This is a genomic window from Caulobacter sp. GW821-FHT05F04, from assembly GCF_059419665.1.
The window spans coordinates 247,898-271,415 of record NZ_JBWKSF010000004.1; the positions used below are offsets into that span (position 1 = coordinate 247,898).

Below are 23,518 nucleotides of genomic sequence, written 5' to 3' on the forward strand. Positions count from 1 at the left end.
CCGGCTAGGCGACCCGGCGCAGCTTGCCACAGATCGGCGTTATCTCAACCTCTGGGCGCGGCGGGAATCGGCGCGGGAGGCTTCGCGCCCGGCCGGGCCACGGCGTACATCTCCCAGGCGATCTGCTTCATCAGGGCCTGGCGGTCGTCGCCGACCTGGTAGAGGTCGCCGTGCGTCTTGTCCTTCAGGTAGCGGAAGTCGGTCTTGGCCCCGAGCCCCTTCATCACCGCTTCCAGCCTGCGGGCTGAACCGTCCAGATAGAAGGTGTCGGCCGTGCCGACGATTAGGCGGACCTTGCCGTCCAGGTCGGGCTTCAGCGCCGGCCAGTTCGCCTTCAGCCGCGCGGCGATGTCGTAGTGCTGGCTCCAGTAGGCGACGACGGCGGGATCGACCGCGCCGGTCGCCCGGTCGAACATCGGCAGCGGCCGGCCAGCCGGACCGCGCGGCGAGAACACCCAGTCGAACGAGCCGAACTGGCCGCCGTACTCGCCTAGAACCTCTTCCAGCGCGACCATGTCCTTCAGCGTCGCCAGCACCTTGTCGTGGTCGCGGGCGATGGGACGCAAGGAGCCGTCCGGCTTGTAGTAGACGTTGGCGTTGGGGGCGTAGAGGTCCACGCCCGTGAAGTCGTGGAAATCGCTGGGGTCCGGCGAGGTCGACCAGGTTCCGCCGAACACCTTCGGATAGCGGGTCTGCAGCCACAGGGTCGCCCAGCCGCCCGAGGAGTGGCCGTTGAGGAAACGACTCGTAGGCTTGGCGTCCATGCGCCAGTGCTTTTCCAGGTCCGGGATCAGCTCCTCGGTCAGGGCCTTGCCCCAGGGACCGTTGTTGAGGCTGTCGGCGAACTCGTGGGTGCCGGTGGCGCTGCTCTCGTCCAGATAGACCCAGATCATCGGCGGGGCCTCGCCCTTGGCCATCAGGTCGTACATGCGGGTCGCCTGGCTGACCAGGTGCTCGTTCGAGCCGCCAAAGCCGTGGGTGTAGTAGGCCGTCGGATAGCGATCCTTGCCGGTCTCGTAGCCGGGCGGGGTCAGGATCCAGCCCTTCATGGTGATCGGCCGGCCGAAGAAGCCGCTGAGCGCCGGGCTGACGAAGTTCACCGGCGCGATGTGCGGCTTGGCCGCGGCGAGGCGCGCCGCGGCGTCCTTGGGCGCACTGGCCGGCAGGTTGAAGGGATCGTAGGCCGGCTCGACCTTGTCCAGGACGAGCCTGGTCCCGGCGGCCAGCGGCAGGGTCACGGTGGTGACCGGACTGACCAGGTCGCCGCCGCCCCGGCCGCCGTAGTTGTAGCTGTGGTTCTGGTCGAGCACGGCCTGGACCGCGTACTCGCCCGGCGGCAGCTTGGAGAACACTTGCGGGGCGGCGACGCCGTCCAGGTCGATCTCGACCGTGGCGCCGGCCCCGACCGTGCCGACCTCGCGCGCGGCGACCTGGCCCTGGCCTTCGAACGGATTGGCCTCGACGCTCTCGATCACGCCGTCCCTGGCGCCGGCCTTGGCCGTGGCCAGGGGCTGGGCGAAGACCAGCAGGCGGCCCGAGACCGGTCCCTGGATCTGGGCTCCCACCTGGACCTGCAGGATCGGATGGCCGTCGGCCGCCCAGGCCTGAGCGCCACTCACCGCCAGCAGCATCGCCGCCGTTACGATCCCACCCCTGATCATCGCCCGCATGGTCGCTCCCCCCAAAACTTGGCCCCAAAAAACTGGGCGAGAGATTGGCCATGCCGGCGCAAGGCTGGCAAGCCTAGCCGTTCGCGCCCACGGACGCCGACCCGCGCCGCTCCAGCTTGCCCCAGCCGACCCGGCCGCCGCGAATGGCCATGACCACCGACTTGACCACGACATAGTACATCAGCTGGCGATAGCCGAACCGCTGCACCGGCAGGAAGGGCAGGTCGGCCCAGGGCGCGCGCTTCTCCAGGGCCATGCCCAGGGCGCCGGCCGAAAGGTCGACGGCGATGAAGATCGCCCAGTAGGTCAGGCCCAGCAGCATGTCGTCCGGGCGCCATTCCACGGGGTGGGCGACCGCGCCATAGAGACCGCTGATCAGACTCCAGATGACGGCGAAGTCGACCAGCGGCGCGGCCACGGCCAGGATGATCTGGAACAGCCAGATCTGCGGCAGGGCCACGAAGCCCAGCACCGGAGTCTTGGTGCTGAACATCGCCTTGCGGTGCTTCCACACGCACTGCAGCGTGCCGAACGACCAGCGGAAGCGCTGCTTCAGCAGGCCGCCGACGGTGTCCGGGGCCTCGGTATAGGCGCGGGCCTCGGGATCGAAGGCGACCTTCCAGCCGGCGCGCTGGCAGGCGATGGTCAGGTCCTGGTCCTCGGCCAGGGTGTCGGACGGATAGCCGCCCAGCGCGTCGAGCACGCTCTTGCGCCACGCCCCGACGGCGCCGGGCACCACGGTGACCGCGCCCAGGGCCGACAGCGCCCGGCGCTCCAGATTCTGGGCGGTGACATATTCCAGCGCCTGCCAGCGGGTGACGATATTGACCCGGTTGCCGACGATGGCGTTGCCGGCCACCGCGCCGATGTCCGGATCCTGGAACCAGCGGGCCAGGCGGCCGATGGTCTCGGGCGGGAACAGGGTGTCGGCGTCCAGGGCGACGACATATTCGCCCTTGGCCACGGCCAGGCCGCGATTGACCGCCCGCGCCTTGCCGCCGTTCTCGAACGACAGCAGCGTCACGCGCGGATCATCGGCGAAATGGTCGCGCACCTCCTGAGCCGTGCGGTCCTTGGAGCCGTCGTCGAGAACCAGCACTTCGAGGTTCTTCCAGTCGCTCTCCAGGATCCGCGCCACCGAGGCGGCGATCACCTTCTCCTCGTTGAAGCAGGGGATCAGCACCGAGACCAGCGGACCGTTCTGGCTATCGAGATCGGCCGGCTCCTCGTGGGTCCAGAAGCGGTGGACCAGGGCGAGACTGGCCAGGAACACCAGCCGCGCGACGCCCAGGAAGATCGCCGTGATGAACAGCCAGGTCATCGTGGCCTGGGCCCAGCGGAAGAAGTCGAAGCCCAGGCGGTCCAGGAACAGATCGGCCGCCGTGCGCGAGGTTGGCGGCATCACCTGTTGCGCGTTCATGCCGGCCAGTTCGCCGATGGTGACCAGGCGGTAGCCGCGGGCCCGGATCTGGTCGATCAGCCCCGGCAGGGCCGCCACGGTGCGGCTGCGGTCGCCGCCGGCGTCGTGCAGCAGCACCACCTGGCCCGGACGATCGCCCGGGTTGTCGAGGCGCTCCAGCGTGCGGTCGATGATCGTCTGCGGGCTGGGCTTCTGCCAGTCGTCCGGGTCGATGCGCAGGCCCACGGTCATGTAGCCCAGGGTCTGGGCGATCACGAGCGGGGCCACTTCGTGCGGGGTCGAGGGCTCGGCGTCGCCGAAGAACGGCGGGCGGAAGAGACGCATCGAGCGGCCGGTCAGCACCTCGAACAGGCGCTGGGTGGCGTTCAGCTCGACCTGCACCTGCGGCAGCGGCGTCTCGGCGATGTTGGGGTGGGTCCAGCTGTGGCCGCCGACATTGTGTCCCTCGGCCACCTCGCGCTCCACCAGGTCGGGACGGCGCTGCATGTTCTGGCCGATCACGAAGAAGGTCGCGGGCGCGTTCTTCTGCTTGAGGATGTCCAGGATCTTCGGCGTCCAGCGGCCATCGGGGCCGTCGTCGAAGGTCAGGGCCACCAGACCTTTCTTCTGGCCATAGCGCTCGATCACATAGCTGCTGGGAATGACGTCGTAGCTCTCGCCCGAAACCAGGCCGGTGTCGGGATCGAACTCCAGGCTGCGCTTGCCGGGCGTGGGCAACTGGGCCACGCGCAGCACCTCGCCGCCGCCGTCGAAGTCGACGCCCTGGCCGTTGGCCAGGGTGGTGAGGCCGCTGGCCGAGGCCTTGCCGTAGGGTTTGCCCAGTAGCGACCAGACGCCCGGATCCTCCATGCCCATCCGCCACAGGCCGTAGCCGCGCGGCTTCCAGGCGTCGGACACCTTGATCTGGTTGAACAGGGTGACGGCGTCCAGGAACCAGACGACGTGCTCGTCGCCGTTGTCGTCGGTGTACTGATAGGTGGGGTTCAGGGCGTTATCGTCCATGCGGATCGTCGCCCCGGCGTCCTGGGCGTTGCGCATGGCCTCGTGGAACGTGGTCGGCGCGCCGGACGACCGCGAGCCGTCCTTGTTCAGCGTCCAGTCATAGCCGTAGGCGCCCAGGGCCAGCACCACGCGGTTTGGGTCGAGACGGGCGAAGCGCTTTTCCAGCTCGGTCTCGTACCAGTCCTGGCCGGCGTTGGGGCCGGGATCGCCGAGCGCGTAGTGCTCGTCATAGGCCATCAGCACCAGGGTGTCGGAGGCCTGCTCCAGACGCTTCAGAGGCCAGCCTTCCCCGTCGAACGGGGCGGTGACCCAGACCTCGCGGCCGGTCGCCGCCAGGGCGGCGCGGGCCTCGTTCAGGAACAGCGGATAGGCGTTGAGGCCCTTGGCGGAGAGCGCCTCGAAGTCGAAGACGTAACCGCCGTAGCCATGCTGGTCGGCCAGGACCTTCAGATTGTTGATCAGCTTGGCGCGGGCGGCCGGGTCGGTCAGCAGCGCATCGGCCAGCGGACCGTCGAAGGCGGCGTTGGCCGAGTTGTGGACCAGCGGCAGGACGGCCGGTTTATTCGGCGCATTGGCGATCCGCGCCACGCCCTCGGCGTCGTCGACCAGGCTGATGTCGCCCTTGGCGCCGTTGATCGCCACCCACTGCGGCGAGACCACGTCCAGCTTGTCGATGTTGCGACGCAGGGACTCGCGGCTGTCCTCGTCCCAGGCGACGTAGAAGCCGACCGACAGCGGATGGGCGGCGTCGCTGGGCCCGGCCTCGCCTTTCACGGCGGGAGGCCGGGGCACGCGGCGCCACGACTTCACGACCTTGGTCTTGCGCGGGGTTTCCTGGTGCAGCGACGTCAGGACGTGCGGGTCCTTCAGCGGCGCCTTGGGCAGCCGCGGGGCGAAGGCCAGGGTGGCGACGAAGCCGGCCACGATCGCGGCGACCAGCGAGATGACGACGCCGAGCACCAGCTTGGCCCGGCGCTCCCGCTTGCCGGAGGGGTCGTGAAAGATGTGGCGGTCTTCGGGAGTCATGCTGGCGCTCTGGTTTCGCGCCCTTTGATACCCGAAATTGACCGAACCGTGGCGCTATACCGTGATGCGGCTAGCGACCGCGCCCTACTCCACCCAATCCCGGTCCAGGCGGCGCGAGGCCAGGAAGAACAGCAGGGCCGCCAGCAGGTAGAAGCCCATGCCGGTATAGATCGCCCAGCGCAGGGATTCCGCCCCGAAGGTCGGCTTCAGGAAGTCGGCCATGGCGCCGAAATAATAGACCCCGACGGCGATGCCCAGCAGGTTGTTGATCAGCAGGAACAGGGCCGAAGCCGTCGTCCGCATGGGCGCGGGCGCCAGGTGCTGCACGGCCGCCGTGACGGGACCCAGCCAGGCCAGGTTCAGGCCCGTGGGGACCAGGAAGATCACGAAGGCCAGGGCCAGGGACGCGGTCCCGCCCAAACCGCCGACCAGCGATCCGCTGTTCATGGCCAGCAGGAAGCAGGGGACCGAGATCAGGAAGGCCACGGCCGGGGTCAGCGGGTAGCCGGCCTTGGACTTGGCGCCCAGGCGGTCGGCCATCACGCCGCCCATCCAGATGCCGACCACGCCGCCCAGGAAGGCGATGCCCGAATAGTACCAGGCGGTCTGGGACAGGGTCAGGCCCAGGCTGCGCATGAAGAACGACGGCAGCCAGGCGGCGACGCCATAGCCGCAGACCGACGACGCCGCCGCGCCCAGGGCCAGCAGCCAGAAGCTGGGCTTGGCCGCCAGCAGACGGGCCACCTCGCCCAGCGGCGCGGCCGGAGCCGGCGCGACCGGCGGCGCGTTCGGCGCGCGATCGGCGCCGCCGCGCGGCGGGTCGCGGACGACGAGGCGGAAGATCGGGGCCAGCACCACCCCCATCGCGCCGACGACGATGAAGGCCGTGCGCCAGCCGTAGTGCACGGCCAGCAGACCGCCGACCAGGGTTCCGGCCGCCGTGCCCAGCGGGATGCCGAACGCGTAGGCCGCCAGGGCCCGGGCGCGCTGGTGCTTGGGGAAATAGTCCGAGATCAGCGAATAGGCCGGAGCCACGCCGCCCGCCTCGCCGATGCCCACGCCCATACGGGCCAGGAAGAGATGCGAGAAACTGCCGACCACGCCGCACAGGGCAGTGAAGCCGCTCCACAGGGTCAGGGCGGCCGTCATGATCCAGACGCGGCTGAAGCGGTCCGCCAGCCAGGCGATCGGGATGGCCAGGGTCGTGTAGAGCAGGGCGAAGGCCAGGCCGCCCATCAGGCCGAACTGGGCGTCGGTCAGGCCGAACTCGTCCTTGATCGGCTTGGCCAGGATGCCGAGGATCTGCCGGTCCAGGAAGTTGAAGGTGTAGGCCAGGATCAGCATCGCCAGGACCACGTAGCGATAGCCCGAGCCCTGCTGCGTCTTCGCTTCCGTCTGCTGCTGCTCGCTCATCGCCGCCCCTACGCCACTGCCTGTGTCTACATAAAGAAAGGGCGGGACTTGTTGCAGCAAGTCCCGCCCGAGCTAAGTCGCCTAGATAATTAGAACGCCACCTCGATCGAGCCGGCGACGGTGCGCGGCGGGCCGTAGAAGCCGATCACCGAGTTGTTGTAGGTCGGCGCCCCGAAGTTGTAGCCGCCGGTGCGGTACTTCTCGTTGGTCAGGTTCTTGCCGGTCAGGGCCAGCTTGTACTTGCCGCCCGGAGCGGTCCAGATCGCCGTCAGGTCCACCAGGGTGAAGGCCTTCTGGTCGAGGGCCGGCAGCGGCTGTTCGAACTGCTGGTACTTGTCGCGGTAGCTGACCATCGGGGTGATGGCGATGTCGCCGCCGGCCAGGTCCGCGCGCCAGGTCAGGCTGACATTGCCCGTCCATTGCGGCGTGTTCTGGAAGCCGTAGAGGTCGGCGACGTTGATCACCTGGCCGGTGGCCAGGACCGTCGACGGGTTCAACGGGTTCGGCGCGCCGGCCGGCACGAAGCGGCTGAAGGTGTCGTACTTGGCGTGGATGTAGCCGAGCGCGACATTGCCGGTCAGGTGCTGGTTGAACTTGGCGCTGGCTTCGAACTCGGCGCCGTACAGGGTCGAGGCGCCGGCGTTGTCGACCGAGCTGGCGATGCCCGAGGGCACCACGACCTGGGTCGTGACCTGCTGGTTGGTATATTTCGACAGGAAGATCGCCGACGAGAACGAGACGCGGCGATCCAGGGCGTAGCCCTTCAGGCCGGCTTCGTAGGTCTTCACGACTTCGGGCAGGTAGCCCTGGGTCGTCTGCGGGGTGATGAACGCGTCGCCGCGCATGTCCCAGCCGCCCGACTTGTAGCCCTTCGAGAACGAAGCGTAGGTGTTCAGGTCGTCGCTGAGCTCGTACGAGACCGAGATGCGGGGCGTGAACTGCTCGAACGTGCGGGCGGCGTCATAGTTGGTGCGCACCTGCAGGATCGGACGGTTCGTGCCGCCCTGGTACGGCGACGGCGTGGCGCCGAGATAGAAGAAGCGGAACACGTTGGCGCGCTTGTGGTCGCGGGTGGCGCGGGCGCCCAGCGAAACCTTCAGGCGGTCGGTCAGGTTGGCGCTGAAGTCGAAGAACGCCGCGAAGCTCTGGGTGTTGACCTTGCCGCCGTCGGCGATCGAGACGCCCAGGTTGCCGGCGATGGTGTCGAACTCGCCCGAAGCCTGGCTGTTCATGTAGTACAGGCCAAAGACGCCCTGAACGTTCTCGTCCGCATAGACGGCCTGCAGTTCCTGCGAGAACGAACGGTCGTCATAGGTGGCCGGCACGTCCAGGGTCGGCAGCGGGGTGCCGTCGAAGTCGATCAGGGTCTGGGTATGACCCTTGCGGTTGGCGGTGATCGACTTGAACGTCAGGTTCTGGGTGGCGTCCCACTGGCCGGTCAGCGACAGGCCTTCGGTCTTGACGCGGTTCTTGTCGCCCAGGCCGGCTTGCGTGTCGTAGATGCCGAGGATCGGATAGGCGCCGACGGTCGGCAGGGTCTCGCGGTGACCATGACGCGGGTTCGACTTGTCCACGACCTTGTCATAGGCCAGGCGGAAGAACAGGTCCTCGGTCGGCTTGTACTCGGCGCTCAGGCGGTAGGCCTGGACGTCCTTGTCGTATTGGTCGGCGCCCGTGGTCAGGTTCTTGCCATAGCCGTCGCGCTTGTAGAGGGCGTAGGCGCCGCCGACCGACAGGCCGCCGCCGACCGGCGTCTGGCCGGAGACCATCAAGTCGGTCTGGTTGTAGCTGCCATAGGTCGCGCGGACCTTGGCGCCGGCCTCGTCGCCCAGGCGCCTGGTCACGTACTTGATGGCGCCGCCGATGGTGTTGCGGCCGTACAGCGTGCCCTGCGGGCCGCGCAGCACTTCGATGCGCTCGATGTCGAAGATGTCCAGAACCGCGCCCTGCGGGCGATAGATGTAGACGTCGTCGACATAGAGGCCGACGCCGGGCTCATAGCCCCACAGCGGATCCTGCTGGCCGACGCCGCGGATGTAGCTGATCAGGGTCGAGTTCGAGCCACGGGCGGTTTGCACCGTGATGTTCGGGGTCGTCTGCGAGAGCACGGTGATGTCCGTGCCGCCCGAGCGTTCCAGCTTCTCGGCCGAGAAGGCCGACACGGCCACCGGCACGTCCTTGAGGTTTTCCTCGCGACGACGGGCGGTGACGACCACCTCGTCGACCGAGACGTTGCCGCTTGCCGCCGGAGCCTCTTGCGCCGACGCGACGCCCGCGATCGTGCTCCACGCCGCGCCAGCCAACAGCGCGGCCTTCCACATCGAAGTCATGGGGTTCCCTCCCTTGCGTTCCGCCCGTCCGAGCCGGATCCGTCTTATGCGGACGCGTGCTCGGGGTTCGCCATTTCATCGAACAGCGAATTGCAGGCACCATCACCCGAACCGGCGCCGGACGCCAGTACTTTTTCATCAGGTGATGAAAAAAGGATCGGGGACGGATGATGCCTCCCCGCACGTGGGGGAGGATCTTGCTAGAGGGCCTTGGCGATCACCGCCTCGAAGCCGGCCGCGCAGTACGAGAACAGGCGCCGGCGAACCGCTTCCAGGTCGCTGGAACGGCACTCGCCTTCCGACAGCGAGTCGATGCGTCCCGTCTCGGACAGCGACAGCATCATCGAGCCGGTCAGGAACTGGTAGCACCAGTAAAGGTCGCGATAGGCCGCCTCCGGCCGGACGATCTTCAGCGTCTCGACCAACTGGTGAACGACCGGATCGAAGAAGCGGGTCATGGTCTCGCCGCCCCAGGCCGGGGTGTTGTTCACCTGGGCGACCAGGACGAAGTAGCTCTTCCAGCCGGCCCCGCCCTCTCGCGAGATGCGCAGCAGCGGATCGATGAACGCCTCGATCACCCCCTCGACCGTCATGGACCCCGCGTCGTGCGCCGCCACATAGGCGTTCATCGACGCCTCGCGGGCCTGGTTCAGGATCTCGGCGCGGCGCAGGAACACCGCGTCGAACAGCTCGCGCTTGGCGCCGAAATAATAGTGGATCAGCGCCGTGTCGACGCCGGCCTCGGCCGCCACCTGGCGCGTCGTCACCCCGTGGAAGCCGTGACGGGCGAACAGCCCCTCGGCGGCGTCGAGGATGGTTTCCTTGAGATCCAGTCCCTTGGCCTTGGACGGACGGCCCCGCCCGCTGGCGCGGGTCTTGGTTGCGGTCATGAAAGTCGAGGTCCGCCGTGGTTGCGCTCCGTCCTCGGATAGGCGCATCCCGGCGGACCTGGCAAGGGACCCTTGTTATCCAAGCTTGCTCTCTAGGCCTGGGCGAACACCCCGTGGAAGGTCACCGGCAAGGCCACGGGCGCCCGCCAGAGGGTCAGCCCAGGAACACGGTCCAGAGCAGGCGGCCGGGGATGAAGGCGAAGAGGCCGGCCAGCAGCAGGCCGCCGGTGAACATGCCGGTCATGGCCCGGCGGTGGGCGGCGACCCTGCCGCGCTTGACGGCGTAGACGGCGCCCGGCAGGCCGACGATGGTCCAGCCCGACAGCAGGTGGATGAAGCTGAAGGCGCCGTGGTTGAGCTCGCGGATGAACAGCGAACTGACCGCCGTGGTCCCCATGGCCAGCACCCAGGTCCAGCCCAGCAGCTTGTGCAGGCCCGTGCCCTTCACCCGCATCATCAGCGCGACGCCGATGACCAGGGCGGTCAGGGCCGAGAGCAGGTGCAGCCTGATGACGGCGGGCGCTGCCGCGATCCGCGACAGGTCGGGCGCGTGGGGATGAAACGGAATGCGCGCGGCATAGCCCGCGAGGTCGGTGAACATGCCAGTAGCCGCGACGCCGACCACGCCAACCGCCAGCACGACGCCCACGGCGGCGTTTCTCAGGGTGTCGTTGCGAAGCGCCGCCAGAGCGATTGACTTGCCGTTCTCATCCATCTTCCTTCACTCCCGGTTCGGTCCGGCGGGTTCGTCTCGCCGTCGAAAGCCTTGTTGGAGTGGGCGTTCTCTTGTCTCAATCGCCGTTGCGCCAATCGCCGCCGTCCCTTCGTGAGCGGCTGGAGGACGCCGTTCACGCTTCGCGAATGGCGCTGACTTCACGCGAGGCGGTGCGCGGCTATCTGGTGTCGGGCGGGGCCGGCGTGTTCCTGGCGCTGATCGGCGCCCTGGGCTCGGGCCAGGCGCCGCTGCTCACGCGACTGGTCTACTGGGTCGGACTGTGCGTCGCCGGCGCGGTCGTGGGCACGGGCGTCACCCAGGTGATCGGCCGCGACGGCCGCGCAGACGGCGCCCCCTGGCTTTACGGAGCCCTGACCGTCATCGCCATCACCCTGCCGTTCACGGCCTTTGTGTGGTTCGTCAGCGAGAGCGTGTTCCAGCGCGGGATCCGGATGGAGACCCTGCCCCGCTACCTGGTCCCGGTGTTCATCGTCACCGCGGCGATGACGGCCCTGAACTTCCTGGTCCAGCGCGACCCCGCCCAGACCCACGCGGCGCCGACGGGCGCCCCGGCCCCGCGCTTCCTGGACCGCCTGCCGGCCAAGCTGCGCGGCGCCGAGCTGTTCGCCGTCGAAGCCGAGGACCATTATCTGCGCCTGCACACCTCGCGCGGCCAGGACCTGATCCTGATGCGCCTGTCCGACGCCGTGGCCGAACTGGAGGGCATCGAGGGGGCCCAGACCCACCGCTCGTGGTGGGTGGCCAAGGCGGCGGTCGAGGTCGCCCGGCGCGGCGACGGCCGGGCGACCCTGCGACTGAAGGGCGACGTCGAGGCGCCCGTCAGCCGCGCCTACGCCAAGGCCCTGCGCGAAGCCGGCTGGTTCTGATCAGCCCGCCTTCGCCTAGCCGAAGTGGATGTCGACGCCGCCCGCACCAGTCCCGACGGTCAGGCCGGTGACGCCCACCAGACGGATCAGGCCGTCGCCGGTGTTGACCCCGACCGTGGCGTCCTGGTGGTAGATGTAGGTGTCGCCGTTCCACTCGAAGACACCCGTGCCGTTGGCCGACACCTGGCTGGAAGCGTTGATCAGCGCCTGTTCCAGGGTGGTGGCGGAGCCGGCGCTGATGCCGGTGGTCACCGCCGGGATCACCGTCCCCAGATCGACGTGGTCCACGCCCTTCTCGAAGTCGGTGAGGGTGGCGAAGGTCGTCACCTTGTTGTTCGCGACGCTAAGGTTCGAGAAGCGCGGCGCGGAGACGCCGTTCTCGTACAGCTTGAAGACGTCCGAGCCCGCGCCCAGGGTGAAGGTCGATACGGACGCCCCAAGCAGGTCGGCGGCCACGCTGTCATTGTAGGCCGACAGCACGACGGTATTCGGGACGCCGCCCGAGCCGCCGATCCCAAGGACGTCGATCCCCGCCGAGCTGGAGGCGTCCAGGTTGTGGGTCGTGAGGTTGTAGCCGCCCTCGCTGCCGATGAAGTTGGCGGTCAGGTGGCCGGTCCCGACAACGACGACCTTGCCGTTGGAGTAAGGCCCGTCGACGGTCTGGGAGTTGATGAGGGCCAGCGTGCTGTCGCTCTGGACGTGCACGACCAGCGCCCCGTCATTGCCGGTGACCACCAGCTGGGTCGGCGTGGCGTTGCTGCTGGTGACGTTGTTCAGATAGGCGTTCACGACAGGGGCCCCGACCTGCGCCGAGGACATGCCGGTGATCACCAGGTCGACGTGGTAGTTGACCTTCAGCGTGCCGCCGGTGACCCCGTCCATCTTCAGCGCCACGTTCTGGGCGAGGTTGTCGATCCGCGTCGAGATCGACGACTTCAGGGTGACGTCCTGCAGGCCTGTGTAGTTCGTGGCCACCAGCGGCATGACCGTGGTCGCGCCCAGGGTCGGCGAGGTGAATGACAGCTTGAAGTTCTCGAGCACCAGGTGCTCGACATTGGTGATCTGGGTCTTGTCGAACAGGTCGGTGTCGGCGCCCATCACCAGGGTGTCGTCGCCCGCCCCGCCGTCAATGATCGCGCCGTTGATCATCTTGCCGACGGTGATCAGGTCGTTGCCGGCGCCGCCGCTGATCTTGCCGTTCGGCGCGCCGCCCAGAACGTCGACCGCGGCGTTCAGCTGACCGACGCTGATCGTGTCGTTGCCGTCGCCGCCGTCGATATAGCCGCCGACCGCGCCCGAGAAGGTGACGGTGTCGTGGCCGCCGCTGACGAGGATCGCGCCGCTGTTGGTCGTTCCCGTGACCGTGTCGTTGTTGGTCGTCGAGCGCAGGGCCGCATTGGTCGCGTCGGGCGAGACGCTCTGGGTGTCGGTCACCGCGATGGTCGCGCCGGCCGCGTAGGTCGGCTGCTCGCCATAGGTCCCCACCAGGCTGGTGTTGAAGCTCGCCTGGCCATCATTGGCGAGGTCGGCCAGGAAGGCGTCGTTGGCCTTGGCGTAGACGCCGATATGCTCGTTGGCGGCCACGGCCAGCAGGAAGCCGACCAGGGCGCCCTTGGTCCCCAGGCCGTTCGCGCCGTCGCCGCCGTAGTAGGCGAAGTACTCCGCGCGGGTGAAGGTCCCGCCCAGGCCGTTGGGCACCTGGGCGGTCAGGATGGTGTCGATCAGCCCCGCCGCCGGGGCGAAGCCGAAGATCTCGCCATAGGCCTTGGTCGCCGCGGCGGCCAGGTCCAGCGCGCCATAGGCGGCGGTGAAGGCGTCCTTGCCCGCGCCGTTCTTCCCCAGATTGACCGCGAAGTTGATGAAGCGGTTCTCGGCCGAGAACGACTGGTAGTAGGCCGAGTTGAGGTTGTTGGGGTTCCCGCCGTTCGGCGAGATCAGATAGTCCAGGCCAAGCGCCGTCGGCGTCGCCCCGGTGAAGAAGTTGTACGAGAGATTGGCCACCGTGGTGGACGCGGTCACCAGCTTGCCGATCTCGGTGCGCGCGTCGGCCAGGCTCAGGGTCGAGGCGTCGACGCGCCCGGCCAGGGTCTGCAGAGTGGTCAGGTCCGCCGCGGGGATGTTGGCGAACGGGAGACGCGAGACGTCGCTGTAAGCGGATTTCAGAACTTGAAGCGTAGCCATGACTCAACCTCCGGCACTTGTCGCCAGGATTGGTATTGAGTTTGCTGTACACATGCAAGCGGAGCCGTGAAAAATAGTTCGCCCCGGTCGCGCGATGGCCGGGGCGAACTTTCGGTGTCAGGCTTTCCAGCCGCCGCCCAGGGCCTTGTAGATGGCCACGACGTCGGTGTTGACGCCGGTCTCCGCGACGCTGAGGCTGTCCTCGGCGGCCAGCAGGGTGCGCTCGGCGTCCAGCAGCACCAGGAAGTCGATGCCGCCCTCCTTGTACTGGATCCGGGCCAGCTCGGCCGCGCGGCGCGAGGCGGCGGCCTGGCTGGTCAGGCTGACCAGTTGGGCCTGCTGCTGGCGGTAGGAGACGAGGGCGTTCTCCAGGTCCTCCAGCGCCCGCAGCACGGTCTGGTCGTAATTGGCCAGGGCCGCGTCGTCGCGGGCCCGCGCCGCCCGCAGGCGGGCATGGGCGCTGCCCAGGTCCAGGGCCGGCCAGCTGACGCTGGGGGCCACCGACCAGGCCTTGCTGGCCCCGGCGCCGAAGCCGGCCGAGGTTCCCGACAGGAAGCCGACGAAGCCGGTCACCGAGACGCGCGGGAAGAGGTCGGCCGTGGCCACCCCAACCTGGGCGGTCTGCGACGCCAGGCGACGCTCGGCCGCCTGCACGTCCGGACGGCGGCGCAGCAGATCGCCGGCGTCGCCGATCGGCAGGGCGGTAATCAACGGACGGGTGTCGACATCGCGCGGGACCAGCAGGGCGTCCAGCGCGCCGGGGCGCTGACCCGTCAGGACCGCCAGGCGGTAGTTGGCGCGCTTCTCGGCCGTGATCAGGCCCGGGATCGCCGCTTCGGTGGCGTTCAGGCGCGCTTGCGCCGAGGCCACGTCGATCGGGCTGCCGGCCCCGGCGTCGAACCGCACCTTGGTCAGGCGCAGGGTCTCGCGCTGGGTCTCGAGGTTGCGGTTGGCGACCTTCAGCCGGGCCTGGGCGCCGCGCAGTTCGAGATAGTTCCGAGCCACCTCGGCCGCGACCGTGACCTGGGCGTCGCGCAAGTCGGCCTGGGCCGCGCCGGCTTCCGCCCCCGCAGCCTCGACGCCGCGACGGACGCGCCCGAAGAGGTCGATCTCCCAGCCGGCGTCGAAGCCGGCCTGGTAGGTCTGGCTCTCGACGCGCTGGCCGTTCGAGCCGGGCTGCTGCTGGTTGCTCTTCACATAGGTCCCGTCGGCGGTGACGTGCGGCAGCAGGTCAAGCTTCTGTTCGGTGAACAGGGCCCGGGCCTCGGCCACGCGGGCCACGGCGATCTTCAGGTCCAGATTGGCCGAGAAGGCCTGGCCGACCAGCTGGTCCAACACCGGATCGCCGAACGCCTTCCACCATTCGGCTTCCGGATTGGCGACGGTGAAGACGGCCGGGTCGGCGTTCTGGAAGGCGGCCGGCGGGGTCGCCGGCGCCTTGTAGTTCGGCCCCACCGCGCAAGCGGCGGCCGTCAGGGAAATGCCGGCGATCAGCGCGGCGCGCAGGGTGTTAGCGAAGACGGACATCAGTGAGCCTCCACGGCCGGAGCCGTCGGATTCACCGCCTTGCTCGCGGCCCGGCGGGCCGTGTTGCGGCGGATGACGTAGTAGAAGATCGGCGTCAGGATCAGGCCGAAGAGCGTGACGCCGAGCATGCCGGAGAACACCGCCACGCCCATCGCCTTGCGCATCTCCGAACCGGCGCCGTGCGAGACGACCAGCGGCCACACGCCCATGATGAAGGCGATCGAGGTCATCAGGATCGGCCGCAGCCGCAGGCGACAGGCTTCCAGCACCGCTTGCAGCGGCGTGTCGCCATGTTCCTCGCGCTCCTTGGCGAACTCGACGATCAGGATGGCGTTCTTACAGGCCAGCCCCACCAGCACGATCAGCCCGATCTGGGTGAAGATGTTGTTGTCGCCGTGGGTCAGCAGGACGCCGGCCAGGGCGGACAGCAGGGTCATCGGCACGATCAGGATGACGACCAGCGGCAGGCTCCAGCTTTCGTACTGGGCGACCAGCACCAGGAAGGCCAAGAGCACGCACAGCGGGAAGATGTAGACCGCCGAATTGCCGGCCAGGATCTGCTGGTAGGTCAGCTCGGTCCACTCGTAGCCCATGCCGTTGGGCAGTTCCTTCTTGGCCAGGTCTTCCAGCGCCTTCTGGGCCTGGCCCGAGGAGTAGCCGGGGGCCGGGCCGCCATTGATCTCGGCCGTGAGCACGCCGTTGTAGTGGCTCTCGCGATCGGGACCCGTGGCTTCCTTGAAGCTGACGAAGCTGCCCAGCGGGATCATCTGACCCGACCCGTTGCGGGTCTGCAGGCGCAGCATCTGCTCGGGCTGCAGGCGGAAGCTCTGGTCGGCCTGGACGTTGACCTCGTAGGTGCGGCCAAAGCGGTTGAAGTCGTTGACGTACAGCGAGCCCAGATAGACCTGCATGGTCTCGAACAGGTCGGTCAGCGACACGCCCGAGGCGCGGGCCTTTTCGCGGTCGATATTGGCTTCGATCTTCGGCACGCTGACCTGATAGGTCGAGAACACCCCGACCAGGGCCGGATCCTTGCGGGCCTTGTCGATCAGGTTCTGGGTCTGCTTGTTCAGCTCGTCAGGACCCAGGCCCGCCTTGTCGACGATCTGCATGCGGAAGCCGCCGATCGTGCCAAGACCTTGCACCGAAGGCGGCGGGAAGACCGCGATCTGGGCGTCGGGGATGGCGCCGAACTTGGCGTTCAGCTCGCCGACGATGGCGTTGGCCGACATCGACTTGTCCTTGCGGTCCTTGAAGTCGGCCAGCGGGAAGAACACCGCGCCGGAGTTGGGGCTGTTGATGAAGCCGTTTGCCGACAGGCCGGGGAAGGCCACCGAGTGCTTGATGCCCGGCACCTTCATGGCGATGTCGCCCATCTGGCGGATGACGGCCTCGGTGCGGTCCAGCGACGCGGCGTCGGGCAGTTGCACCACGGCGACGACATAGGCCTTGTCCTGCTGCGGCACGAAGCCGCCCGGGGTCTTGGCGAAGGCGCCGAACGTCAGCAGCAGCAGCACGCCGTAGATGATCAGGCCGGCGGTCGACTTGCCCAGGCTCTTGGCCACGCCGTTGACGTAGCCGTTCGAAGCCCTGGCGAAGAAGCGGTTGAACGGGTTGAACAACCAGCCCAGCGCCGCGTCGATCATCTTCTGGAAGCGGTCCTTCGGCGCGTCGTGGCTCTTGAGGAGCACGGCGGCCAGGGCCGGCGACAGGGTCAGGGAATTGAAGGCCGAGATCACCGTCGAGATGGCGATGGTCAGGGCGAACTGACGGTAGAACTGGCCCGACAGGCCAGTGATGAAGGCGGTCGGGATGAACACCGCGCACAGCACCAGGGCCGTGGAGATGATCGGTCCGGTGACCTCGCTCATGGCCTTGCGGGTGGCCGCGGCCGGCTCGAGGCCGTTGGAGATGTTCCGCTCGACGTTCTCGACCACGACGATGGCGTCGTCGACGACGATGCCGATGGCCAGGACCAGACCGAACAGGGTCAGGGCGTTGAGGCCGAAGCCCAGCATCAGCAGCACCGCGAAGGTACCGACCAGCGAGACGGGCACGGCGATCAGCGGAATGACCGAGGCGCGCCAGCCCTGCAGGAACAGCACCACCACCAGGACCACCAGGATGATGGCCTCGATCAGGGTGTGGACCACCGAGTCGATGCTTTCCTGCACGAAGGCGGTCGTGTCGTAGATGATCTCGTAGTCGACGCCTTCGGGGAACTCCTTCTTCAGCTCCTTCATCGTCTTCTTGATGTCGGCGGCCATCTGCAGGGCGTTCGAACCCGGACGCTGGAAGATCGGCATGGCGACGGCCGACTTGTTGTCGAGCAACGAGCGAAGGGCGTAGTTGTTGGCGCCCAGCTCCACGCGGGCCACCTCGCCCAGGCGGGTGATCTCGCCGTTCTCACCCGAGCGGATGATCACGTCGCGGAACTGCTCCTCGTCGGTCAGGCGGCCGGGGGCGTTGATCGACAGCTGGAAGTCGGCGCCCGTGTTGGTGGGCGGCGCGCCCAGCTGGCCGGCGGCGACCTGGACGTTCTGCTCACGCAGCGCCTTGACCACGTCGCCGGCCGTCATGTTCAGCGAGGCCAGCTTTTCCGGATCCAGCCACACGCGCATCGAGTACGCGCCCGCGCCGAAGATCTGCACGTCGCCCACGCCGTCGACGCGCTTGAGGCGGTCGCGAACGTTCAGCTGCGCGTAGTTGCTCAGATAGAGCATGTCGTAGCGGTTGTTCGGCGAGATCATGTGCACGACCAGGGTCAGGTCGGGCGAGGCCTTGTCGGTGGTCACGCCGATGCGCTGCACCTCCTGGGGCAGCTTCGGCAGGGCCTGGGCGACGCGGTTCTGAACCTGCACCTGGGCCTTGTCGAGATCGGTCCCGAGGGCGAAGGTGACGGTCAGGATCATCGCGCCGTCCGAGGCCGACTGCGACGACTGGTAGATCATGCCCTCGACGCCGTTGATCGCCTGCTCCAGCGGAGCGGCGACGGTCTGGCCGATGACGGAGGGGTTGGCGCCCGGATAGGCGGCGCGCACGACCACGGTCGGCGGCACCACTTCGGGATATTCGCTGATCGGCAGCTGGGGCAGGGCCACCAGGCCGGCGATGAAGATGATGATGGAGAGCACGGCCGCGAAACGCGGTCGGCTCACGAAGAATTTCGAGAAGTTCATGGCGGTCGATCCGGGGAGGAGCCGATGGGGTAAGCGTCGGGCATGCAGGGCCCCTCCCCGCCATCCGGCGAGCGACAGGAACCGAGAAAACCCTGGAAAAAGACGCCCGACTCGTCACGCGAGCCGGGCGTTACGCTTCAGGTTCGAACCTAGTTCTGGCCGGCGGAGCGACTGACCGCGAGTTGGCGGCCGCCGACTTCCAGCTGCGAGAGGTCGGCCAGGTCGGTCTTGACCTTGACCGGCGCGACGGTGTCGCCCGGCTTGACCTTCTGCAGGCCGCCGACGACCACCCGGTCGCCGGGCTTCAGACCCGAGCGGATGATGCGCAGGTTACCGGCCAGCGGACCGACCTCGACCGGGCGGTACTCGGCCTTGTTGTTTCCGTTCACCACCACGACGAAGCGCTTGCCCAGGTCGGTCGCGATGGCGCGATCGGGGGCGAGGGCGACGACCTGGCTCTCGGCGCTGACCAGGCGGATCCGGGCGAACAGCCCCGGCGTGAAGCGGCCGTCGGCATTGGCGAAGATCGCCCGGCCGTTGATGGTGCCGCTCTTGGCGTCCAGGGCGTTGTCGATGAACGACAGCTTGCCCTCGTGCGGATAACCGTCCTCGGTGATCAGGCCCATATAGACTGGGCTGCCCTTGCCGCGTTCGGCCGAGGCGTACTTCAGGAAGGTCTGCTCGTCGGCGTTGAACTCGGCGTAGATCGGGGTGTCGGACACCACGGTCGTCATCAGCGAGGACTGGGTGACCAGGTTGCCGCGGGTGATGATGGTCTTGGAGATCCGGCCGTCGATCGGCGAGGTCACCTTGGTCCATTCCAGGTTCAGGCGGGCGGTCTGGTAGGCCGCCTGGGCCGCCGAGACATTGGCCTGGGCCGCGCGCTCTTCCGAGGCGAGGCGGTCGAATTCGCTCTGGGCCAGGGCGTTCTGATCGATCAGGCGACGGCCGCGTTCGCGGTTGATGCTGGCCAGGTCCAGCTGGGCCTTGGCGCGCGACACCTCGGCGGCGGCGCGGTCGGCTTCGGCCTTGTAGGGGCGCGGGTCGATCTGGAAGAGCACCTGGCCCTTACGGACGCGAGCGCCCTCGGCGAACTGCGCGCCGTCGACATAGCCGCTGACGCGCGGACGGATCTCGACGGTGTCGATCGGCTCGAGGCGGCCGGTGAAGTCGTCCCACTGGCGGAGCGACTTGAAGGCGACGTCGGCGACGGTGACCTGAACGGGGGGCGGGGCGGCGGCCTCCTGCTTGGCCTGAGCCGAGCAAGCGGCCAGCACGGCCACGGCGGCCAGGCCGGCGAAAGACGTGATGACGGGTTGAATACGCATGGGGGAGGACCCTGTCGGGAGGTGAAGCGGGGAGGCGGAAGGGGAGGTTCTTGTTGTCATTCCCAGACTCTCGTCACTCGAAGACGGGCCGCCGGGCGGAGCGTCGGGTGCTCGAGGACCAGGTGTCGCCCAGGGCGCGCACCGTTGGCCCATGGGGGGATTGTCCGATCCATCGCCGGTTGGGACCGGCCTGAGATTTAAATAGACCCAGCAAACCCTTAGCCGGCTTGGCCTGGGGCGCGTCGACGTAAACGTTTGTTTGCGAGGGCATTGGCGCGCGCTCCTTTTTTGGGGTTTAAGGGAGGAAATGTCGCAGGGGCTGTTACTTGACCCGGGCGACCGGAAGGACGATTTAGGATGCGACGAGACCGTTCGGTATCATCGACAAGCCGAGAGATACTGACCGGTAACTCGCACGTCAAGGAGAGCACTGCCAAAATGGCGACGAGAAATTCTGGGGACGTTGTCGGGGGCGACACGGAAACCGCTGTGGGGGCAACCCCAAGCGTGGCCGTATCCAAGCGCCCCGCGCGGGACCGGATCTTCGAGACCGCCCGCGAGCTGTTCTATCAGCACGGCATCCGCGCGGTCGGCGTCGAGACCATCGCGTCCGAGGCCGATGCGACCAAGATGACGCTCTATCGCAACTTCCCGTCCAAGGACGAGCTGGTCGCTGAGGTCCTGCGCGAGCAGGAGCGCGACTACTGGGCCTGGTGGGAAGAGGTGACGTCGTGCTGCTGCACCGACCCGCGCGCCCAACTGGAAGCGATCTTCGACGCCTTCGAGACCAAGGCCTGCAACGCCGACATCCATGGCTGCCCGCTGTCGAACGCCGCCATCGAGCTGCACGAGGAAAACCACCCGGCCCAGGTGGTTTCGGTCAACTACAAGAAAGAGCTGTACCGCCGGATCAACGCCCTGACCCGGGCCGCGGGAGCCAAGGACGACGACCTCGCGGACTCTCTGATGCTGCTGATGGAAGGCGCCTCGGGGGCTCGCGTGACGCTCGGCGCCGGCGGTCCGGTTAAGGCCGTGGCGCGCTCGGCCAAGGCGCTGATCAAGTTCCACCTCGACGGCCGCTGAGCGCAAGGCGCGTCCGATTTCGGTCGCCTGGAGCGCGGCGGCGAAGCCGCGCGCCGTCTATGACCGGGTGCGCAGCAGGATCTTCGAGCGTGCTTCCAGCCCCAGCAGGGTGAACAGCACCAGGAAGGCAAAGGCCAGCAGCATCAGCGACAGCTGGTGCGCCCTCCCCCACTCCATGCCCTCGACCAGGCGATAGATCTCGGTCGAGAGCACGCTGGTCTCGCCCGGGATATTGCCGCCCAGCATCATCACCACCCCGAACTCACCGACCGTGTGGGCGAAGACCAGGATGGCGGCGGCGACATAGCCCGGGATCGACAGCGGCAAGGCCACCCGCCAGAAGCGCTGCCAAGACGAGGCGCCGAGGGTGGCGGCGGCCTCCAGCGGCTCGTCGCCGATCGCCAGGAACGCGTTGCGCAGCGGCTGCACCGCGAACGGCAGCGAATAGATCAGCGAGCCGATCACCAGCCCTTCGAAGGTGAAGGCCAGGGTGCGGACCCCGAACGGCTGGAACAGCGCCATCAACGGGCTTTTCGGCCCCAGGGCGATCAGCAGATAGAAACCCAGCACGGTCGGCGGCAGCACGATCGGCAGGGCGACCAGCGCCGTTACGGGCGCGCGCAGGGCCGAGCGGCCGCGCGCCAGCCACCAGGACAGCGGCGTGGCCAGGGCCAGCAGCAGGATCGTGGTGATCCCCGCCAGCTTGCCCGTCAGCCACAGGACCTCCGTCATCCCTAGCGGACCTCGTAGCCGTAGCGCTTGATGATCGCCCTGGCCTCGCCGCTCTTCAGGAACGTCAGGAAGGCCTTGGCCGCCTCGCTGTCCGCGCCGGTCTTCAGCAGCACGGCCTGCTGGTCGATCGGCGTGTGGTCGGCGGTCGGCACGACCCAGCGCGAACCGCCCGGCTCGTTGATCACCTGCGACAGGGCCACGAAGCCCAGCTCGGCCGCGCCCGTCTGGACGTATTGGAAGGCCTGGGTGATCGACGCGCCCTGCACGATCTTCGGCTTCAGCGCGTCATAGAGTTTCAGCTTGGTCAGGGTCTCCACCGCCGCCTGACCGTAGGGCGCGGTCTTGGGATCGGCGATCGACAGCTTCTCGAACTTGCTGGTCTTGAGCACCGCGCCCCCCTTTGTATTTGGGCCGTCCACCAGGCCCGGGGTCTTGCTGAACAGCACCAGGCGGCCGGTGGCGTAGGTGAAGCGCGATCCCGGAACCGCAAGGCCCTCGGTCTCGGCCTTTTGCGGGCGCTCGGCGTCGGCCGACAGGAACACCTCGTAAGGCGCGCCGTTGGCGATCTGGGTGTAGAACTGGCCCGACGCGCCGAAGCTCAGGCTCGCGTCATGGCCGGTTCTGGCCTTGAACTTCGCGGCGATCTCCTTGGCGGCCTCGGTGAAGTTGGCCGCCACGGCCACCTTGGTCTCGCCGGCGAAAGCGGTCCCGCCCAGGACCACGGACAGAAGCGCGGCGATCAGCATCGGACGGCGGGCGATCATCTGGTAATCCTAGCCTCTCAACGGTGTTTTCGGGCTGCGGTTATGTAGCTCCTGTACATAACGGTGAAACAGTGGCCCGCGAAGACGATTTCAGCGCCTCCCTGATCTTGAGGCGCGGCGGCCTGGCCCGCGTGGGGCTGGACCGCATCGCCCTGCTGGAAGCCGTCGCCGGCCTGGGTTCGATCAGCGCCGCCGCCAGGCAGGTCGGGCTCTCCTACAAGGGCGCCTGGGACGGGATCCAGGCGCTGAACAACCTCTTCGACGCCCCCCTGGTCAGCGCCGCGCCCGGCGGCAAGAGCGGCGGGACGGCCGAGGTCACGCCGCGTGGGCAAGCGGTGATCCGCGCCTTCCGCGCCGCCGAGCGCGAGGTGAGCGCGGCCTTCGCGCGGCTGGAGGCGGATCTGTCCGGCGACGCCGAACTGCTGTGGAGCCTGGGTCTGCGCACCAGCGCCCGCAACGCCTTGCGCGGCGAGGTGATGGCGGTCAAGGGCGACGGCGTCACGGCGACCGTGACCCTGGCGCTGGGCGAAGGCCTCGTCCTGCGCGCCTCGATCACCCAACGCAGCGTCGAGGACCTGGGCCTCGCACCCGGCCAGGCGGTGATCGCCCTGATCAAGTCCAGCTTCGTGCGGATCGGAGCCGATCCTCTGGGAGGCGACGGCGACAACCGCCTGCCCGGCGAGATCGTCGACCGCGAGGCCGGCGACGCCTCGGCCGAGGTGACGATCGCCCTGGCGGCCGGGAAGAGCCTGACGGCCACCTTGAAGCCGGAGGATGCGGCCTGGGGATTGGCGGTCGGCGCCAAGGTCGAGGCGCGGATCGCGGCGGCGGATGTGATCCTGGCGATCGACTGAGGGGCCGAAACCTCGCGGGCCCGCTAGCCCTTCAGCGCGTCGTTCGCCCCGTCGACGAACTTGCGCAGCAGCCGCGCCAGGTCCTTGAGCTCCTGGTCGCTCCACGCCGCCATCATCGGCCCGACCAGCCGCTGGCGCGCCGCGTCCAGCCTGTCGACCACTTCCGCGCCCTTCTCCGTGACCACCGCCTCGCGCACGCGCTTGTCGGTCGCGCCGGGGCGGCGCTCGACCAGGCCCAGGCTCTCCAGCTTGGCGACCTGGCGGCTGACCACCGAGTGGTCGCGGCCGGCGAGGTCCGCCAGCTCGACCACGCCGATCGGCCCTTTCCGACCAATGCGCCCGAGCAAGGGGAAAAGCGCCCGGTCCAGCGACACGCCGGCCTCGCGCAACAGCAGATCATCGGCCTGAGGCCGGTTCAGAAAGCCGGCGAGGTCCATCATCGCCAGGTGAATGTCGCGAAGCTCGGGATTCATAACGTGCATTTTGCACGTTTTTAATTGACGCCGTCCAGCCTCGG

16 protein-coding genes are annotated in these 23,518 nt (G+C 68.1%); 3 read left to right on the forward strand and 13 right to left on the reverse strand.

The genetic code is table 11. The annotated features are described in order from the left end of the window. Positions 1-44: 44 nt before the first annotated feature. The 6 genes from AC07R7_RS12745 to AC07R7_RS12770 all read right to left on the reverse strand — a co-directional run bounded on the left by AC07R7_RS12745 (position 45) and on the right by AC07R7_RS12770 (position 10,466). On the reverse strand, positions 45-1,670 hold the full coding sequence (locus AC07R7_RS12745; protein WP_494635392.1) for an alpha/beta hydrolase: 1,626 nt from the start codon (positions 1,668-1,670) through the stop codon (positions 45-47). A gap of 73 nt (positions 1,671-1,743) precedes the next feature. Then, the gene (locus AC07R7_RS12750) at positions 1,744-5,118 is read right to left on the reverse strand and encodes a glycosyltransferase (RefSeq protein ID WP_494635393.1); all 3,375 of its coding nucleotides are present in this window, start codon (positions 5,116-5,118) and stop codon (positions 1,744-1,746) included. A gap of 84 nt (positions 5,119-5,202) precedes the next feature. Then, positions 5,203-6,531 (reverse strand): spinster family MFS transporter, encoded by a 1,329-nt coding sequence (locus AC07R7_RS12755; RefSeq protein ID WP_494635394.1) that lies wholly within the window; start codon positions 6,529-6,531, stop codon positions 5,203-5,205. A gap of 89 nt (positions 6,532-6,620) precedes the next feature. After that, on the reverse strand, positions 6,621-8,861 hold the full coding sequence (locus tag AC07R7_RS12760) for a TonB-dependent receptor (RefSeq protein ID WP_494635395.1): 2,241 nt from the start codon (positions 8,859-8,861) through the stop codon (positions 6,621-6,623). A gap of 200 nt (positions 8,862-9,061) precedes the next feature. Next, positions 9,062-9,751: a TetR/AcrR family transcriptional regulator gene (locus tag AC07R7_RS12765; protein ID WP_494635396.1), complete on the reverse strand. Its 690-nt coding sequence runs from the start codon at positions 9,749-9,751 to the stop codon at positions 9,062-9,064. Positions 9,752-9,905: 154 nt separating this feature from the next. Next, positions 9,906-10,466: a DUF2306 domain-containing protein gene (locus tag AC07R7_RS12770; protein ID WP_494635397.1), complete on the reverse strand. Its 561-nt coding sequence runs from the start codon at positions 10,464-10,466 to the stop codon at positions 9,906-9,908. 146 nt (positions 10,467-10,612) lie between these two features. On the opposite strand from AC07R7_RS12770, the gene AC07R7_RS12775 reads away from it, so the two are divergent. Next, complete coding sequence (locus AC07R7_RS12775; protein ID WP_494635398.1) at positions 10,613-11,353, forward strand: LytTR family DNA-binding domain-containing protein; 741 nt, start codon at positions 10,613-10,615, stop codon at positions 11,351-11,353. A 15-nt stretch (positions 11,354-11,368) separates the two neighbouring features. On the opposite strand, the gene AC07R7_RS12780 is transcribed toward AC07R7_RS12775, so the two are convergent. The 4 genes from AC07R7_RS12780 to AC07R7_RS12795 form a co-directional block, all read right to left on the reverse strand. Further along, positions 11,369-13,534 (reverse strand): hypothetical protein, encoded by a 2,166-nt coding sequence (locus AC07R7_RS12780; protein ID WP_494635399.1) that lies wholly within the window; start codon positions 13,532-13,534, stop codon positions 11,369-11,371. A 117-nt stretch (positions 13,535-13,651) separates the two neighbouring features. Then, positions 13,652-15,061, reverse strand: a complete 1,410-nt coding sequence (locus AC07R7_RS12785) for an efflux transporter outer membrane subunit (RefSeq protein WP_494635400.1) — start codon at positions 15,059-15,061, stop codon at positions 13,652-13,654. Next, positions 15,061-18,240 carry an efflux RND transporter permease subunit gene (locus tag AC07R7_RS12790; RefSeq protein WP_494635401.1) on the reverse strand — a complete coding sequence of 1,060 codons (3,180 nt, stop codon included), beginning with the start codon at positions 18,238-18,240 and terminating at the stop codon, positions 15,061-15,063. Before AC07R7_RS12790 ends, AC07R7_RS12785 begins: the two co-directional genes overlap by 1 nt. 149 nt (positions 18,241-18,389) lie before the next feature. Further along, positions 18,390-19,568, reverse strand: a complete 1,179-nt coding sequence (locus tag AC07R7_RS12795; protein ID WP_494635402.1) for an efflux RND transporter periplasmic adaptor subunit — start codon at positions 19,566-19,568, stop codon at positions 18,390-18,392. A 438-nt stretch (positions 19,569-20,006) separates the two neighbouring features. Here AC07R7_RS12795 and AC07R7_RS12800 point away from each other — a divergent pair, with 438 nt between their 5' ends. After that, positions 20,007-20,651, forward strand: a complete 645-nt coding sequence (locus tag AC07R7_RS12800; protein WP_492887114.1) for a TetR/AcrR family transcriptional regulator — start codon at positions 20,007-20,009, stop codon at positions 20,649-20,651. A gap of 57 nt (positions 20,652-20,708) precedes the next feature. On the opposite strand, the gene modB is transcribed toward AC07R7_RS12800, so the two are convergent. Together modB and modA are read right to left on the reverse strand one after the other, a co-directional pair. Further along, complete coding sequence (gene modB / locus AC07R7_RS12805; RefSeq protein ID WP_494635403.1) at positions 20,709-21,383, reverse strand: molybdate ABC transporter permease subunit; 675 nt, start codon at positions 21,381-21,383, stop codon at positions 20,709-20,711. Between the two features lie 2 nt (positions 21,384-21,385). After that, positions 21,386-22,147 carry a molybdate ABC transporter substrate-binding protein gene (modA, locus tag AC07R7_RS12810; RefSeq protein ID WP_494635404.1) on the reverse strand — a complete coding sequence of 254 codons (762 nt, stop codon included), beginning with the start codon at positions 22,145-22,147 and terminating at the stop codon, positions 21,386-21,388. Positions 22,148-22,218: 71 nt separating this feature from the next. Between modA and AC07R7_RS12815 the strand changes: the two genes are divergently transcribed. Continuing rightward, a complete protein-coding gene (locus AC07R7_RS12815) occupies positions 22,219-23,001 on the forward strand; it encodes a TOBE domain-containing protein (protein ID WP_494635405.1) in 783 nt (260 codons plus the stop codon). A 23-nt stretch (positions 23,002-23,024) separates the two neighbouring features. On the opposite strand, the gene AC07R7_RS12820 is transcribed toward AC07R7_RS12815, so the two are convergent. After that, positions 23,025-23,474 (reverse strand): MarR family winged helix-turn-helix transcriptional regulator, encoded by a 450-nt coding sequence (locus AC07R7_RS12820; RefSeq protein ID WP_494635406.1) that lies wholly within the window; start codon positions 23,472-23,474, stop codon positions 23,025-23,027. Positions 23,475-23,518: the final 44 nt, after the last annotated feature.

Bases quoted from the DNA above. Each gene is read 5' to 3' on its own strand.
- AC07R7_RS12745 (WP_494635392.1), bottom strand. From the start codon at position 1,670: ATGCGGGCGATGATCAGGGGTGGGATCGTAACGGCGGCGATGCTGCTG.
- AC07R7_RS12750 (WP_494635393.1), bottom strand. From the start codon at position 5,118: ATGACTCCCGAAGACCGCCACATCTTTCACGACCCCTCCGGCAAGCGG.
- AC07R7_RS12755 (WP_494635394.1), bottom strand. From the start codon at position 6,531: ATGAGCGAGCAGCAGCAGACGGAAGCGAAGACGCAGCAGGGCTCGGGC.
- AC07R7_RS12760 (WP_494635395.1), bottom strand. From the start codon at position 8,861: ATGACTTCGATGTGGAAGGCCGCGCTGTTGGCTGGCGCGGCGTGGAGC.
- AC07R7_RS12765 (WP_494635396.1), bottom strand. From the start codon at position 9,751: ATGACCGCAACCAAGACCCGCGCCAGCGGGCGGGGCCGTCCGTCCAAG.
- AC07R7_RS12770 (WP_494635397.1), bottom strand. From the start codon at position 10,466: ATGGATGAGAACGGCAAGTCAATCGCTCTGGCGGCGCTTCGCAACGAC.
- AC07R7_RS12775 (WP_494635398.1), top strand. From the start codon at position 10,613: ATGGCGCTGACTTCACGCGAGGCGGTGCGCGGCTATCTGGTGTCGGGC.
- AC07R7_RS12780 (WP_494635399.1), bottom strand. From the start codon at position 13,534: ATGGCTACGCTTCAAGTTCTGAAATCCGCTTACAGCGACGTCTCGCGT.
- AC07R7_RS12785 (WP_494635400.1), bottom strand. From the start codon at position 15,061: ATGTCCGTCTTCGCTAACACCCTGCGCGCCGCGCTGATCGCCGGCATT.
- AC07R7_RS12790 (WP_494635401.1), bottom strand. From the start codon at position 18,240: ATGAACTTCTCGAAATTCTTCGTGAGCCGACCGCGTTTCGCGGCCGTG.
- AC07R7_RS12795 (WP_494635402.1), bottom strand. From the start codon at position 19,568: ATGCGTATTCAACCCGTCATCACGTCTTTCGCCGGCCTGGCCGCCGTG.
- AC07R7_RS12800 (WP_492887114.1), top strand. From the start codon at position 20,007: ATGGCGACGAGAAATTCTGGGGACGTTGTCGGGGGCGACACGGAAACC.
- modB (WP_494635403.1), bottom strand. From the start codon at position 21,383: ATGACGGAGGTCCTGTGGCTGACGGGCAAGCTGGCGGGGATCACCACG.
- modA (WP_494635404.1), bottom strand. From the start codon at position 22,147: ATGATCGCCCGCCGTCCGATGCTGATCGCCGCGCTTCTGTCCGTGGTC.
- AC07R7_RS12820 (WP_494635406.1), bottom strand. From the start codon at position 23,474: ATGAATCCCGAGCTTCGCGACATTCACCTGGCGATGATGGACCTCGCC.